The organism is Bifidobacterium sp. ESL0763, from assembly GCF_029433395.1.
In the GTDB taxonomy this organism is placed as follows: domain Bacteria; phylum Actinomycetota; class Actinomycetes; order Actinomycetales; family Bifidobacteriaceae; genus Bifidobacterium.
On sequence record NZ_JAQTHW010000002.1, the window covers coordinates 1636095 to 1652747 of the forward strand.

11 protein-coding genes are annotated in these 16653 nt (G+C 59.6%); 8 read left to right on the forward strand and 3 right to left on the reverse strand.

Annotation, left to right across the window (positions count from 1 at the left end; all coding sequences use genetic code 11):
- The first annotated feature begins 133 nt into the window (after window positions 1-133).
- From PT282_RS07370 to PT282_RS07390, 5 genes are all read left to right on the forward strand, one after another.
- Window positions 134-2422 (forward strand): BspA family leucine-rich repeat surface protein, encoded by a 2289-nt coding sequence (locus tag PT282_RS07370; RefSeq protein ID WP_277168876.1) that lies wholly within the window; start codon window positions 134-136, stop codon window positions 2420-2422.
- A gap of 418 nt (window positions 2423-2840) precedes the next feature.
- On the forward strand, window positions 2841-4055 hold the full coding sequence (locus PT282_RS07375; protein WP_277168877.1) for an ATP-binding protein: 1215 nt from the start codon (window positions 2841-2843) through the stop codon (window positions 4053-4055).
- A 531-nt stretch (window positions 4056-4586) separates the two neighbouring features.
- Window positions 4587-6455: a BspA family leucine-rich repeat surface protein gene (locus tag PT282_RS07380; RefSeq protein ID WP_277168878.1), complete on the forward strand. Its 1869-nt coding sequence runs from the start codon at window positions 4587-4589 to the stop codon at window positions 6453-6455.
- Between the two features lie 544 nt (window positions 6456-6999).
- Window positions 7000-8985 (forward strand): BspA family leucine-rich repeat surface protein, encoded by a 1986-nt coding sequence (locus PT282_RS07385; protein WP_277168879.1) that lies wholly within the window; start codon window positions 7000-7002, stop codon window positions 8983-8985.
- Between the two features lie 362 nt (window positions 8986-9347).
- Window positions 9348-9602, forward strand: a complete 255-nt coding sequence (locus PT282_RS07390; RefSeq protein WP_277168880.1) for a type II toxin-antitoxin system RelB/DinJ family antitoxin — start codon at window positions 9348-9350, stop codon at window positions 9600-9602.
- Window positions 9603-9748: 146 nt separating this feature from the next.
- Here PT282_RS07390 and PT282_RS07395 read toward each other — a convergent pair whose 3' ends face one another.
- From PT282_RS07395 to PT282_RS07405, 3 genes are all read right to left on the reverse strand, one after another.
- On the reverse strand, window positions 9749-11836 hold the full coding sequence (locus tag PT282_RS07395) for a BspA family leucine-rich repeat surface protein (protein ID WP_277168881.1): 2088 nt from the start codon (window positions 11834-11836) through the stop codon (window positions 9749-9751).
- A gap of 143 nt (window positions 11837-11979) precedes the next feature.
- Window positions 11980-12192: a hypothetical protein gene (locus tag PT282_RS07400; protein WP_277168882.1), complete on the reverse strand. Its 213-nt coding sequence runs from the start codon at window positions 12190-12192 to the stop codon at window positions 11980-11982.
- A gap of 57 nt (window positions 12193-12249) precedes the next feature.
- Complete coding sequence (locus PT282_RS07405; protein WP_277168883.1) at window positions 12250-12465, reverse strand: hypothetical protein; 216 nt, start codon at window positions 12463-12465, stop codon at window positions 12250-12252.
- A 288-nt stretch (window positions 12466-12753) separates the two neighbouring features.
- On the opposite strand from PT282_RS07405, the gene zwf reads away from it, so the two are divergent.
- The 3 genes from zwf (at window position 12754) to pgl (ending at window position 16546) form a co-directional block, all read left to right on the forward strand.
- Window positions 12754-14292, forward strand: a complete 1539-nt coding sequence (gene zwf / locus PT282_RS07410) for a glucose-6-phosphate dehydrogenase (RefSeq protein WP_277168884.1) — start codon at window positions 12754-12756, stop codon at window positions 14290-14292.
- Window positions 14289-15278: a glucose-6-phosphate dehydrogenase assembly protein OpcA gene (locus PT282_RS07415; RefSeq protein ID WP_277168885.1), complete on the forward strand. Its 990-nt coding sequence runs from the start codon at window positions 14289-14291 to the stop codon at window positions 15276-15278. Before zwf ends, PT282_RS07415 begins: the two co-directional genes overlap by 4 nt.
- Before the next feature lie 455 nt (window positions 15279-15733).
- Window positions 15734-16546, forward strand: a complete 813-nt coding sequence (pgl, locus tag PT282_RS07420; RefSeq protein ID WP_277168886.1) for a 6-phosphogluconolactonase — start codon at window positions 15734-15736, stop codon at window positions 16544-16546.
- Window positions 16547-16653: the final 107 nt, after the last annotated feature.

Here is a 16653-nt window from a genome sequence, read left to right on the forward strand (position 1 = left end):
CCGGTCGGCATTTTCCCAGACCATCAGAATCTGTCCATATATACAGTATTTAGTGTCTGACAAATCTATGCCACAAACGCCTAGTGGCAATACGGACCGGGGCACACCGGTTCCCTGGAGAGAAGAAAGGCCGATGTCGATGAACAGGAAACTCACCATTGCGATAGGGACGCTGGCGGCAGCGGCGACACTGTCGTTCCCCGCATTCTCCAACGCCGCGGAAATCCAAAGGTCACATCCGGAAATCACTACCCCGACCTCACAGACGACGTCGGAACCCACACAGGCGACGTCGTCCGAAGGCCAGACCACGGATAAGCACGCGGACACCAACAAGCCGACAGCAAGCAAGACCGACACCAAGTCGAAGCCGGCCACACCCAAGGCACAAGGCGACGAACAGGACGCCAGCTCCTATACGCGCGCAAACTACTCCACCGTCAACACGGACCTGAGCACCGGAATCCTCACCATCACCGCCGCGCAAGGAGGCAGCTCGCTCGACACCGCAAACACAAGTTGGAAAGACGACCCTAGCGTCAAAAAGATCGAATTCAAAGGCGGGACTACCACACTACCGGCCAACTGCGAAAATCTATTTGCACGCGTACCCAATCTCACCACGATAACCGGTTGGGACCATGTCGACGCCAGCGACGTGACGGACATGAAGTTCATGTTCTCTTCCAACCCCAAACTGACCTCCATGGACCTGAGTGGCATGAGCAACACCGGCAGCGTCACCACGATGTATGGGATGTTCCAGAGCGACAAAGAACTGACCAACATCGGCGTCGGCGGACTCGTGAAAAGCAGCACCACGGACATAAGCTCCATGTTTGAAGATTGCTGGAAACTGACCGGCATCGACGCCAGCACCTGGGACACCAGCGGTCTCACCCGCGCGTTCCAGACTTTCGCCGATTGCAAGAGCATGACCAGCGTTAACATCAGCAACTGGAAAACCGGTATGAACGCCAGCTTGAACAACATGTTTTATGACTGCGAGAAGCTCACGACCGTCATCGACGCCAACTTCGACACCAGCAAGGTCAAAAACATGGCAGGAATGTTCTATAGGTGCCTTGAACTCCCCGGCCTTGACGTCAGCGGCTGGAAGACCGGCAACGTCGACGACATGTCCGGCATGTTCTTCACTTGCCCCAAACTGGCCAGCCTCGACGTCAGTGGCTGGAACACCGGCGAGGTCCAAAACATGACAATGATGTTCGGCAACAACATAGAGCTTACCGGCCTCGACGTCAGCGGCTGGCAAGTCGGCAACGTCACCAATCTCGCTCTTGCCTTCTTCAACTGCAAAAAACTGACCGCTCTCGACGTCAGCCAATGGGACACCCACAGCGTCCAGAGCCTGGCCGGCACATTCACGCTCGACAAAGCGCTGACCAATCTCGACGTCAGCGGCTGGGACACCAGTGCCGTCACCAACATGAGCAATCCGTCAGTCGGCCTCCCTAACGGCACGTTCGAGGGCTGCACCGGACTGACCGCTCTTGACGTCAGCGGTTGGGACACCCACGCCGTCACCAACATGAACCGCGCATTCAAGGACTGCACCGGGCTGACCTCGCTCAATTTGACCGGTTGGAACACCTCGGCAGCCACCATGACCGATATGCTCGCCGGCTGCACCAAGCTCGCCCAGATCTCCGTCGGGCCGGCGACCAAGCTGGCCAGCAACGCCAACCTCCCCGCCGCGCCGACCGACGCGACCCACACCGGCAGCTGGATCCAGCTCGCGATTCCCGCGACACCGTCCGCAAGCGTCGACGAGACCGCCACTTATGCCGCCGCCGATCTGCTGACCCGCACCCAAAGCACCTCCGACACCACCGTGCCCGGCACCTACGTGCTCCAGCAGAAGCACACGCTCACCCTGCAGGCCAACGCGCCCACCGGCACCCGGCCCGACACCGCCACGCAGGACTCCGACATTTTGGGCGGGATCGGCACCAACGTCCCGGCCTACAACGCAGCCGGAACCCTGGTAACGACTCATCCAACCCTGGGCACGAAGACCGCCGTCCCCGCCAACCCGTTCACCCTCAGCGACGACGGCACGGACGCCTCCGCTTTCCACTTCACGAAGTGGATCGACCCCGCCACGCACGCCGCGCATGATGCCGGCGACACCATGGACTTCCCCGACGGCGATGTCGTCCTCAACGCCCAATGGGCCGACAGGAGCGGCAATCCGGCTCCGGGATCCGACCCCGGCTCGAACCCCGGCCAGCCCAGTCAGCCAGGTCAGCCCGGCAACAACAACGCCGGCAAGCCCGGCGTTGACAACCCCAAGCTGGTCCAGACCGGCAGCACGGTCCTGCCCGCCATCGCGATGATGACCGTGGCCCTCCTGGCCGCCGGCACCATCACCATCAGGAAAACCAGAATGAACAAGTAACCACAAACCGAACACCGAAGGAATCCCGCTAGTTTTCGTATGTTTTCAGCCGCAAGAACCTACGTTTTCTAGCGGGATTGTCTTGTTTCCAGCGGTATGGGCTCGCAATATCCGAGCCCATCATTCGATTTCCAGACCTCCGACTTTTGCAACCAACGATCGCGCAGCTGCCGCACCATCATGCCCGGAAACAAGCCAATCCACCACTCATCAGACGCCCAATATCAGGATTATCAGAACTCCTATTTCACAATCACCCGAGACTCTATGTCAGGATCGCCCGAAGTTCTACATCACAATCTCCCGAAGTTCTATGTCAGGATTACCCGATAATCTAAGTCATGATTAGCAGAAACTCTATGTCACAATCAGCCGATAACCCACAGCGACTCTCGGCACGGAACGAACGGCGGCACCCATGATCGACAGGATTCTCAGCGCATACGTCAAGAAACTCGCCACTTGGTTCCCGGTGGTGTCGATCACCGGACCTCGCCAAAGCGGCAAGTCCACGCTCATCCAGAACGTATTCAGCGACTATGAATACATCAATCTGGAGAGGCCGGACGTACGCGCCAACGCGCTGAACGATCCGGTCAGCTTCATCGAGAACCGTTCCGACAGGCTCATCATCGACGAAGCGCAATATGCGCCCGACCTGTTTTCGATGATCCAGACGGAGTCGGACCGGCGCGGCACCACAGGCCAATACATCCTCTCCGGCTCCCAGAATTTCCTGATGCTGAAGAACGTCAGGCAATCGCTCGCCGGGAGGGCCGGCATCGCACGACTGCTGCCGCTCTCCTACACGGAAGCACAAGGCTCGGCGCAAAAACCTTCCGTGGACGAGTTCATGCTGCGCGGCGGCTACCCGCGCCCGTACGACGTCGGCATCGACCTCGACGCCTATTTCGACGCCTACATCAGCAGCTACATCGAACGCGACGTCAAAGACTATCTGGACGTCCGCAACGTCGACGACTTCCGCCGCTTCCTGAGGCTTTGCGCCCTGAACGCCGGCAACCTGACCAACTACACGAACATCGCGAATGACCTGGGAGTGAGCTTCCGGACGGTGAAATCGTGGCTGTCGATTCTAGAATCCAGCTATATCCTGTTCTCGCTGCCCCCGTACTTCAAGAGCGCCGGCAAACGCGTGGTCAAGACGCCGAAACTCTATTTCTACGACACCGGCCTGTTGTGCAACCTCCTGGGCATTCACAGCCTGGAACAACTGCTCGGCCACGATATGTTCGGCGCCGTGTTCGAGAACCTCATCGTCGCGGAGACGGCGAAGCACTATTACAACGAGGGCAAAAAGCCGGAACTCTATTTCTACCGCGATTCCGACAAACAGGAAGTCGATCTGATCGACATGTACGAATCCGCTGCGCCGAAACTGCTGGAGATCAAATCCTCGAGAACCTACCACGACAGACAGGGCAGGACCCTCGCCAAACTCGGCGGCCTGCTGGGCGTGCCCCGCGAACGGTGCGCGGTCATCTACCGCGGGTCCGGGCCGATGCAGCTCGAGCAGTACGCGGTCATCAACGCCACAGAATATCTCGAATTCGACTGCCCAGACGGCACTTTGCCCGGGACCAGGGCGGAAGTCGGACCGGCAGCCTTGTAGGCGCACACTCGCCCTCTTCCCTAACGGCCCGTTCCTACCTCTAACAGACCGATTCTGCACGTTTTAGTACATTTTCATGGCGAAAAATGTAGGTTTTCGGGCAGTATCGATCTGTTAGGGGCAGGAACGGGCCGTTAGGGTCAGGATCAACCAGCTATGGGCAGGAAAGCCGGCAGCAGCCAGCACAACTTATCGCGATCATCACCGAAACCGGTCTGTCCGCCAAAACGGCAGCACGGTCACGCCCTATGCCCCGGAACAAAAAAACGATATTCTTTCCGCACTAAAATGTATGGAAAACTAGAAATTAGTACATTATTAAGCCAAGAGCTTAGTGCTTGTTTCGTCCGCTGACAGCCAATTGCAACACAACCAGCCATTTTCACCGTTATTTTAGAGTTTTTCACCCTGTCAATAACTCTTCGTATGTACAATATTCCTTGTATGGCAAAATCGGGCCCCGAGCACATGCATAGAAGCATTGACGAGGGCTGCCGACACCTCCGAAGAGAAAAGGACAGACCGATACCCATGAACAAGAAACTCACCATCGCCGTCGGTGTGCTCGCCGCGGCGGCGACGCTGTCGATGCCTGCGTTCTCCAACGCCGTGGAAATCAACGAGTCGCATCCGGAAACCACCTCAACCACACAAGTCGCGCCAAGCAACGGCCAGACGGCACACAAGCTCGCCACCAAAGACCAGTCGGAAGCCCCCAAAGCCCCGGCCGCACACAGGAAGGCGGCAGATAACGCCACAACCGAATCGCGCAACGCCGCGCCCCAAACGCAAGAAAGCCAAGACACTCGCTCGTACACGCGCGGAGCCGGCATCACCGTCACCCATGATTCCTCGACCGGAGTCGTCACCATCAAAGCCGATCCGGCCGGCGGCACGTATGATTCCAGCGATCGCTGGAGTGACGACAGCGGCGTGACGAAGATCCAATTCACCGGCGGAACGACCAGGCTGCCCTCGGGTACCTCATATCTGTTCGGCCAAATGCCCAATCTCACCGAAATCACCGGCCTTGACCATGTCGACACGAGCGGCGTCACCGACATGGAGTGGACGTTCGCCGAAGACCCCAAACTGGGCTACCTCGACCTGAGCGGCTGGGACACCAGCAACGTCACCAACATGGCGGCAATGTTCTCAGACTCCGGTTTGACCCACGTCAAGCTCGATGGACTGGTGACCAGCAAAGTCACCGACATGAACGGCATATTCGCCAACTGCCACAAACTGACCAGCCTCGATGCCAGCAGCTGGGACACCAGCGGCGTCACCGACTTGAACGGAGCATTTACCTCCTGTTGGAATCTGGCCAACATCAACATCGACGGTTGGAGCACTGCCGCCAACTGTGACGCAAGCCTCATGTTCTACAATTGCGTAAGCCTCACGAACTTCACTGGCACTGGCTTCGACACCAGCAACGTCATCAATATGATGGGCATGTTCTACCGTTGTCTCAACCTTGCCAACGTCCAAATCAGCAACTGGGACACCAGCAACGTCCAAGACATGAGCTCCATGTTCGGTGACACCGCTCTGACCTCCCTGAACCTGAACGGCTGGAACACCTCTGCTGCCACCATGACCGATATGCTCGCCGACTGCACCGGCCTCGCCCAGATCTCCGTCGGGCCGGCGACCAAGCTGGCCAGCAACGCCAACCTCCCCGCCGCGCCAACCACCGCTCCCCACACCGGCAGCTGGATCCAGCTCGCCATCCCCGCGACGCCGTCCGCCACCGCCGACGAGACCACCACTTATGCCGCCGCCGATCTGCTGACCCGCACCCAAAGCACCTCCGACACCACCGTGCCCGGCACCTACGTGCTCCAGCAGAAGCACACGCTGACCCTGCAAGCCAACGCGCCCACCGGCACCCAGCCCGACGCCGCCACGCAAGCCTCCGACATCTTCGGAGGAGTCGGAACCGACGTACCGGCTTACAACGCAGCCGGAACGCTGCTGAAGACCTACTCGACCCTAGGCACCAAGACCGCCGTCCCGGCCAATCCGTTCACCCTGAGCGACGACGGCGCCGACGCCTCCCAGTACCATTTCACGAAGTGGATCGATCCTACGACCCACGCCGCACACGAGCCTGGCGACACCATGGACTTCCCCGACGGAGACGTCGCCCTCAACGCCCAATGGGCCGACAGGAGCGGCACACCGGCTCCCGGATCCGACCCCGGCTCGACCCCTGGTCAGCCCGGCGACTCCGGCCAACCTGACAACAACAACGCCGGCAAGCCCGGAACCGACAACCCCAAGCTGGTCCAGACTGGCGCCACGGTCCTGCCCATCATCGCGATCATGACCGTAGCCCTCCTGGCTGCCGGCATCATCACAGTCAGGAATACGAAGGCGAAAGCGGCCGAGTAACAACGGGATAACCGAGTAAGGTTCGGGCGAACGCCCGGGCAAACCTCGAGGATTCTCCTAGCCGGAACGTCTCCTTACCGTCATCGCGCCACACGAGCGACGATGACGACAAGGAGACGTTTTCATATCCGTGGCTCTTCCATGGACCAGCCCCAGCCCCGTCCGGCCAATCCCAGCTATCACTCTCCTAGCGCAGCTTCATCCAACCGGCTCCCAACAACGACCGGGGGTTTTCAAAACCGCACTCACAAAAGTCGAAGATAGAACACAGCTTTTGGCGTCATTCCGCCATTGGCATCCTCGTATCTTCGACTTTTGTGAGTGGGTCCCCTCATCGTCCGACTTCTCCTCTAGCCACCCGCGGATAGTTCTTCACCAATCATCTTGGAAAAACAAAACGCCATACAGGTAGGCATGATTTGTAATATAATGCCCTTCGTGCGGCCATCCGGTGAGATGACCAAAGAACCATTGACGCGTAATCATGGCGGAATCAGCCGACCTGGTGCGGGGAACACAAGGGACAAGAAGAACGATGAAGAACATGAAGACATTGGTCGGACTCGTCGCGGCGGCCGCAATGCTCGCCCTGCCGGCGCTCTCCCAAGCCGACGAGATCCAGCGATCGCACCCCGAGGACGCGCAGGTCACCCAGTCGCAGAAACCGACACCCGCCGGCGACAACGCAAAACCGCAGACGAATTCCCATGAGAACAAGCCGAGCAACGGCAGGCAGGCCGCCGGCGGCAAAACCAAGAGCTCCAACCGGCCCACGGATACAGACAAGACGACGATGAAACCGGCAACCAGCCAGAAACCCACCGTCCAGGGCAACCCCGCACCAAGCGGTAACGCCACCGTCACCGTCGATGGCACCACCCTCACCGTTCACTCGCCCGAAGGCGGCTCCGCAATCCTCAACAGAAACGAGCTTTGGAATAAATACGATTCCACCACCGTTCCCATCACCATGAAATTCACCGGGGGAACAACCAGCCTTCCACAGGACTCCTCGGGCCTTTTCAGCAGCATGAATCGCCTCACTTCCATCGAGGGCCTCGACAAAGTCGACACCAGCAACGTCACCAACATGCGCGAAATGTTCGAGGGCGTCGGACTGGCCGAACTCGACCTCAGCCACTTCGACACCAACCATGTCACCGACATGAGCAGCATGTTCCAAAGTTGCGAAAACTTGGCCGAACTCGACCTCAGCAGTCTCGACACCAGCAACGTCACCGACATGAGCAGCATGTTCTGGGGTTGCGGAAGCCTGACCAAACTCGACCTCAGCAGTCTCGACACCAGCAACGTCACCGACATGAGCTGGATGTGCCGGTCATGCTACAACCTGGTCAGCGTCGACATGAGCGGGCTTGATACCCGAAACGTCCACGGCATGGCCTTCATGTTCATGGAATGCTACAAGCTGGCCAGTGTCGACATGAGCGGACTGGACAACAGCAACGCCAGCAGCTACGTAACCGGGATATTCACCCAATGCCGGAGTCTGAAACAACTCCGAATAGGAGCAAAGACAAACCTGTGGACCCTCTACGACGCACAGCTTTCTCCGGACGACAACTACACGGGCCTGTGGATTCAACTACCGGAACCCGGGACCCAGTCCGCGGACGTGAACCCCGACACCACCTACACCGGCGAGGCACTGGCTGACCGGACGACGACCAGCTCACCGGACAAGGCAGGCACCTATGTGCGGCAACAAAGGCTGACGCTGAAACCGTCGAGCACGCTGCCTTCCGGAACCAGCGTCACCGATCCGAGCGGCAAGACCATGCTGGGCGGCGTGGCCACGATCAAGGACGCCGACGGGCATGACACCTTGCTCACCAGCTTCAAGGCGCCGGGCAGCAAGTACACGCTGGCTGGCGGGGACGCCGGCCAATATCGGTTCGCCGGATGGTCCGAGCGCGACAACGCCGCAACAGCCGACTTCCACGAGGGCGACGACATCGACGCCGACACGGTACCTGGGCGTATCCTCTACCAGATCTGGACGAAGAGCTTGCCAGTTCCGATGCCATCGCCTAGTCCGTCACCGACACCCGGCCCCTCACTGACACCAACGCCGAACCCGTCCACCAGCCAGAATCCAAATCCGGGTATGCCGTCGGCTCCGACCGCTCCATCGAACCCGGGCCGGAACGCTGGGCTCGGGAGTCCGGCCTCGCCGCTCATGCTCGGAGCCGCAACGACCGCACAGGCAATGACCGGCGGCGACCACACCGACCACACCATCGGCGGCAACACGGCCAAGCCCCAGGCACGCGGCCACAAGTCACTCAAGTGCGAGCCCGTCAGCTACATCGAGGGCACGCTGGTCCCAGCCAGCAACATCTGCGCCGGCGACACCACCGCCACCGTCGGCAAAGCCGGTAACACTCGTCAGATGCCGCTGTGGATCTTCCTGCTGATTGCCGCCATCACCGTGGCGGCCCTCGTATCGATCAAGCGCAATGACGACTTCACCGTCGTCCAACACCGCGCCGCCGACACCACCAAGTAAGGCGAGCGCACCACCGATAGCGCTAAGGTGTCGGTCCAGCAGTGAAACCATCCGCTGGACCGGCATCTTTTCTATAACAAATCCGCACACGCAACAGGTCCAATCACCAGTGCGTCACCTTCTCCGCACCCAATACGCTCCCGTAGCCTCACCACAAAAATTGTTAATTATAATTCACAACCTGTCAGTGAAATCGCAAAATGAGCATTATAAGTCACAATTTCATCTATGGCAGCCGACCGTACGGAAATATCATAAGCAAGCCATCGCATACATAGATAGCACATAGAATACTTACATTGTATTTGAATAGTTATCTCTTATATATAAAATATACATATCGTCGAGCAAAGGAAATCATTATGGCAACCACCACCGTCAGCTTCAGGACCGACAAGGACGTCAAGGACCAGGCCAAGGAGCTCTTCGCCTCGCTGGGCATGGACCTCTCCACCGCCATCAACGTCTTCCTGCGCCAGTCGATCCGCGACAACGCCATACCGTTCCGCATCACCGGCGACGATGCCAGCGCTCGGGCACGTTACGAAGCCGAACATCACATCGGCAAGGCCTTCGACAGCGTAGACGACCTGATGGGAGACCTCGAAAAGGACTGATTTCGCCACCCCTCAAGGCCAGCAGACACCGACGAATACTCTGTCCCATCGGCGAAAACGTTCTTGTTATGCCATTGGCCGGCGGCAGCTTCGGTGCGATCCGAGCCACCACCGGCCAATGCCAGTAACTGATTTGCTATAACGTCCTATTCATCAACATCCGCACTACGATGCTGCGCCACGGGGGAATCGCTTCTATACCGTATCCCGACCATGACCGCAATGGCAGCGATGGCCAGCAAAAGCAGGATCCACCAAGGCACCTGACGAACATTGTTCGGTTGGACCGTGGCCACGGACCGCTCATCCCGGCAGTTGGATGCCACCGGAATCGTCGTGCCGGAGATATAGCCAGTCGGCATCGCGCACCTGTCCTTATGCCTCTTCACAACCCGTGGGCGTACCGTACGCCCACCGCTGATATGGTCGCTACCAGCCAAAGGCACCGTATTCGCGTTCCCACGTGCCCCTGCACCGGCGGCCCCAGTGCCGGACTGCGACGGCAGGATGGGCGCGGGACTCGAGTTATTGGTAAGCGGCAAATTCACACTGCCCAAATCACCGGCTGCCTTCGGCATCCACATCTCATAAAGAGTCGTATCGCGTGTGACGTTCACTGTGTCACCCTCGTGATAGACCACCATAGGAACCATACCAGCACCCGGCGTAGCGGTGGGCATGGCCGGCCCCGTAGCCGACCAACCAGCAAACTGGTAGCCACTGGCAGGATTATTGTCCGAGTCAAGAAGATCGAACCGACTACCCGGAGCCAAGAGACGGAATGAGCTTGCCGATGCGCCAGAAGGCAGGGCGACAACACCACCCAGGACGGTGGACGTCTTGGGCTGCGCGTCACCTCGAGCATGAAGACCCATAGGCACCGTCGACGCTTCCAACGTCAACGTTCTCTTCTGCTGCCACACATACGTGCCGGCACGATTCGGATCAGTGCTCTGCGTACGGGCCAGGAGCTCGCTGACAGTATAGCCATTATCCTTCGCTACCACAGTGCCATCGGCCGACACCTGCATCTGAGTCCACTTACCGGTATAACCGTCAACCACGGAAGGCGAAGTGGAACACGTGCTTGCACTAACGCCGATATAGCAGGTATACTCAAAAACATCAGATCTCAATTTTGTAGACGCCCCAAGCTTAAGTTGACTGAGCTTGGAGGAGATTCCAGCCAATATACCCCTCATGTCGGTGACATTACTGGTATCGAAATTACTCAAATCAAGCCCCGTCAGACTCCGGCAATCCCAAAACATACCGCTCATATCGGTGACATTACTGGTATCGAAACTACTCAAATCAAGACTCGCCAAACCCAAATCGTAATAGAACATACTGTTCATATCGGTGACATTACTGGTATCGAAACTACTCAAATCAAGACTCGCCAAACCCAAATCGTAATAGAGCATACCGCTCATATCGGTGACATTACTGGTATCGAAATTACTCAAATCAAGACTCGTCAAATTCCTATCGGCACCAATCATATACTGCATATTAGTGACATTACTGGTATCGAAACTACTCAAATCAAGACTCGTCAGACCCGGAAGACTGCCGAACATGTAACCCATATTAGTGACATTACTGGTATCGAAACTACTCAAATCAAGACCCGTCAGACTCTGAGCATTGTAGAACATGGCGTACATGTTGGTAACGTTACTGGTATCAACCTTGTCCAGGCCGGAGATATTGGTCAGCCCTAGATGACTAAACAAGTTGCTGGAGTCCTGCGGAAACTGAGTCGTGCCGCCGGTGAACTTGACTTGCTTAATACGGTAGCTGTAATTTAGCACATTACGGAACGCAGTCTTATCAAGCGTATCGACAGCATCCGGGGAATTGACAATAACAGCACTGCCAGTTGAATCGATGCGAACCGTGGCTTGTCCCGCGACCTGCGCGGATGGATGTAGGTCCTGGGCTGTGGGTTGTGGGACCGCGGACTTGGCCACATCACCCTTCGGCTTGGACGTGTCACCGGCCATAGGTGCAACAGGTTTCTGGCCTTGCGAATCAGCTTGCACCGGGCCGGACTGCTGGCTGACGGCATCCTTTTGCCCGTCTGCCCGCTGCGCCGGATCCTGCACCTGTGCCTGACCGGTGTCCTCAGGATGGGAACGCTGAATCTCATCGGCCTGCGCAAAGGCCGGGACCGCCAGCATCGCCACCGCGGCCAGAACGCCCGCGAGCGCTTTCATCTGCTTCTTCATCGTCTGTCTTATCCCCTTCTTACAGAACTCTCTCCATAAACGAACGAAGCATCCCGACATAGGAATACTCATGAACGTCGTTTTGTGATATGGAAAATTTATCACGAAATGTAATAGAAAAAGTATCGCGTTCTACGCATCTTTCAGCCAAATTCCAAGAGAAATACAGCATCTATCAAAGAGAGCACATCGCCGTTATCGGACCGGATTTCACTCGATTTTCCCGATAAGGAAAACGTTCCACGCTTCATTTCCACAGCGAAACCGAGAATGCCGAAACGGACAAGTTCGCCACCGAAAAACTCTGCGTAGAACGATAACCCCGCATCAATCGCACGGACCAGATCCACGTCCACGATTTCCCGCTGCGGCGATGCCCCCCCCCCGCGAATCAGCCTCCTCTACAGAAAACGTCATTCACTCAGAGCATAATTATTTTTAATATGTCTAGTTTTTTGTTGACATATCGAGCCGCAAAAGCAACCAGCACCACCGAATATCGCCTTCTCTTTTGACAGGAGGTCGACAGTCTCCACCGAACACAGCCAGGCATGCGCGTCAGAAAACTCGACCATGACCTCTCGCCACCCCATCTTGAACGGTGAAAACTCATCCTTGCCATCATCCATACCTTGAACAAATAAACAACGCGAAAAAGATCGCCACGAACGGTGTGACCATCACGGCACGCACCAATCAGGAAATCAAGAATCCGGCACAGAACATATCGAATAACGAGACCCAATACCTTCAACGGTGTCGACGACCTGACAGAGCCCTCGGAAAAGCCTGATTTCGCCGCCCCTCGTCCGCCAGCCCGCACAGCAAACCTCCCGAAATGTGAACCACGCGACATCGTGTTCACCTGACGCACGGCGACCACACCACGGATAACCCGTCCGGCTAGTATGGGAACCATGAGTGAACAAACTTCCTGGGCGAACCCCCTGCGCGACCCGCGAGACCTACGGCTGCCGCGCATCGCGGGCCCCTGTAGCCTCGTGATTTTCGGCGTCACCGGCGACCTGTCGAAAAAGAAACTGCTGCCGGCCATCTACGACCTGGCCAACCGCGGTCTGCTGCCACCGAGCTTCGGGCTGACCGGCTTCGGCCGACGCGACTGGAGCAACGAGCAATTCGCCAACTTCGTGCGCGAGTGCGTGAAGGCCCGCTGCCGCACGCCGTTCCGCGAATCGACCTGGACGAACCTCGCCAAGGGCATGCGCTTCGTCACCGGCACCTTCGACGACAAGGCCGCCTTCGAACGCCTGAGCAAGACGGTGAAGGAACTCGACCGCGACCGCGGCACCCGCGGCAACCACGCCTTCTACATGTCGGTGCCGCCGAGCGCGTTCCCCGTCGTCTCCAAGCAGCTGGCCGACTCCGGGCTCTCCAAGTCCAGCGAGAACGCCTGGCGCCGCGTGATCATCGAGAAGCCGTTCGGCCACAACCTCGAGAGCGCCAAGGAACTCGACCGCGTCGTCTCCGGCGTCTTCGAGCCGAGCTCGGTCTTCCGCATCGACCACTACCTCGGCAAGGAGACCGTACAGAACATCCTGGCGCTGCGCTTCGCCAACTCCATGTTCGAGCCGGTATGGAACTCGAACTACGTCGACCACGTGCAGATCACCATGGCCGAGGACATGGGCATCGGCGGCCGCGCCGGCTACTACGACGGCATCGGCGCCGCGCGCGACGTCATCCAGAACCACCTGCTGCAGCTGATGGCCCTGACCGCAATGGAGGAGCCGGTGAGCTTCGCCGCCGGCGACCTGACGGCCGAGAAGACCAAGGTGCTCTCCGCGGTGCGCCTGCCCGAGGACCTCGCCCACAACACTGCCCGCGGCCAGTACGGCCCTGGCTGGCAGGGCTCCGAGGAGGTCAGCGGATACCTGGGCGAAAAGGGCATCGACCAGTCCAGCACCACCGAGACCTACGCCGCCATCCGCCTTGACGTGGATACGCGCCGTTGGGCCGGAGTGCCGTTCTACCTGCGCACCGGCAAGCGCCTGGCCAAGCGCGTCACCGAGATCGCCATCGTCTTCAAGCGCGCCCCGCACCTGCCCTTCGAGCAGACCGCCGTGCGCGAGCTCGGCAACAACGCCATCGTCATCCGCGTGCAGCCCAACGAGGGCGTCACCATGCGCTTCGGCGCGAAGGTGCCCGGCGCCACCGCGATGGAGGTGCGCGACGTGTCGATGGACTTCAGCTACGGCCGTTCGTTCACCGAGAACTCGCCCGAGGCCTACGAGCGCCTGATCCTCGACGTGCTCCTGGGCGATCCGCCGCTCTTCCCGACCACCAAGGAGGTCGACCTGAGCTGGAAGATCCTCGACCCGATCGAGGAATACTGGGCCACGCTCGGCCAGCCGCAACTCTACCGTTCCGGCACCTGGGGCCCGAAGGAAGCCGACGAGATGCTCGCGCGTGATGGACGCCATTGGAGGATGCCATGATCATCAAAATGCCCGATACCCAGACCAGCGCCATCGCGCGCAAGATCGAGGAGCTGCACCAGAAGCGCGGCGAGGCCGGCAACGACCGCGTGCTCACGCTGATCATCTCCACCGACGAGAAGGAACTCGAGAACGCGCTGAAGATCGCCAACTTCGCGGGGCGCGAGCATCCGTGCCGCGTCATCGCCATCGTGCCCGAGACGCGCGAGACCACCTGCCCGGCGCCCCAACCCGGCGACGCCACAGCCCAGCCCGAGGCCTGCATCGACGTCGACCCCGGAACCGACGAGACCGACCTCGACGCCCAGGTGCGCTTCGGCGCGGACGCCGGCGCCGGCGAGGTCATCATCCTGCGCCCGCGCCACGGCCTGTGCCAGCACACCGACACCCTCGTGATGCCGCTGCTCGTGCCGGACGCCCCGGTGGTCACCTGGTGGCCGACCAATCCGCCCGCCAACCCTTCCAAGGACCCGCTCGGCGCGATGGCCGGCAGCCGAATCACCGACGCGCTGCGTGCGGACGATCCGAAGGGCACCTTCGCCAAGCTGCGCTCCAACTGGAGCCCGAAGGACGTCGACTTCTCGTGGACGCGCGTGACCACCTGGCGCGCGATGCTCGCCACCACCGTCGACCAGCCGCCGCACCTGCCGATCGAAAGCGTCAAGGTGACCGGCCAGCCCAACTACCTGCCGATGAAACTGCTCGCGGCCTGGCTGGCTCTGAAGCTCAACGTGCCGGTGGAGCTGGGCTATGTCACCGGCGCCGAGGCGATCACCGGCGTCTACCTCAAGCGTTCGGACGGCACGATCGCCATGGAGCGCCCGGATTCTCGCGAGGCCGTCATCAGCCAGCCGGGCCAGGCGCCGCAACGCGTGGCCATGCCGCTGCGTTCGCTCGAGGACTGCCTGAGCGAGGAGCTGCGCCGCATCGACCCGGACGAGGTCTACGCCGACGTCATCACCAGGGGCTGGGACCTGCTCGGCTGAGACGGCGGCTGGGCAATAGCGACCCGTGAACCCTGCCCAATCTGTGACCTAGCCCAGCTCATCCTCCCAGTGAAGGAACCGCATCTTAGAGGCATCAAGATGCGGTTCCTTCACTCTTATTAGGTAGCCGGTGAAGAAACAGGTTCCTGACGACGCTCAGATACTGTTTCTTCACCAACAATCAAGTATCGGTGAAGAAACGGGTTTGGGCGGCGCTCAGGTGCGGTTTCCACACAAGTACGCATAGGTACCCCGGCTGCCAGTGAAGAAAACGCACCTAGGCGGCACTCAGGTGCGGTTTCTTCACCGATAGCCGGATGCTGGTGGAGAAAGCGCATCTTGGCCGGGGCTAGATGCGGTTTCTTCACTGGAACTCGGATACACTGGTGCGGAAACAATCTCCTAGTATGTGGTGTAGGGATAGCCCCCATAGATCTGCTCAAAGGAAGAGGATAATGGCGAATCGAACGCTGGAAGTGTACAAGGACGCGGAAACCGTGTCGCAGGCGGCGGCGCAACGCATGCTGCTCGCCATCCTGGACGCGCAGAGCGAACGCGACGAATCCGGCAAGCCCGCCCGAACGCGCTACGACGTGGCGCTGACCGGCGGCACCGACATCCTGCGGGCGATGAGCTATATGACCTCGAACCCGCTCGTCGACGCCATCGACTGGAGCCGCGTGTACTTCTGGTGGGGTGACGACCGCTTCGTGGCCCCCACCGACGAGGAACGCAGCTCGTGGCAGGCCCGGCAACGATTCCTCGGCAAGCTGGTCGCCGACGGACGACTGCCCGAAACCAACATCCACGAGATGGCCACCGACCCGCGCACGCCCGAACAGATTGCCAACGCCAGCGACGAGGAGGACAAGGCGCTGGTCGCAAAGGCCGCGGCCGACTATGAGCGGACGCTCAGGCGCGAACTCGGCGACGAGCCGGTGATGGACCTGCTCGTCCTTGGCATGGGCCCCGACGGTCACTTCGGCTCGCTTTTCCCCGGCCACAGCGGGATCGACATCATCGATCCGGCACACTTGGTCACCGGCGTGACGCATTCGCCCAAGATGCCGCCACTGCGCCTGTCGATGACCGCGCCGATGCTCGGCCGCAGCCGCCGTACCTGGATGCTCACCTGCGGGGCCGGCAAGGCCGACGCCACCGCCGCCGTTTTCGCGCGCCCGGACAACCCTGCCTACCCCGCCAGCTTCGCGACCGGCACCGATGAGTTCGTCTGGATGACCACCCCGGAAACGGTGGCGAAGCTCTAGCGCATACCGGCTGGAACGCGGCCACGGCGCCGACGTTCGGCACCATCGCCGGCGTCCGGAATCGTCTCCGGCACACGACGCCTTCAACCATTCGATACCGTTACCGG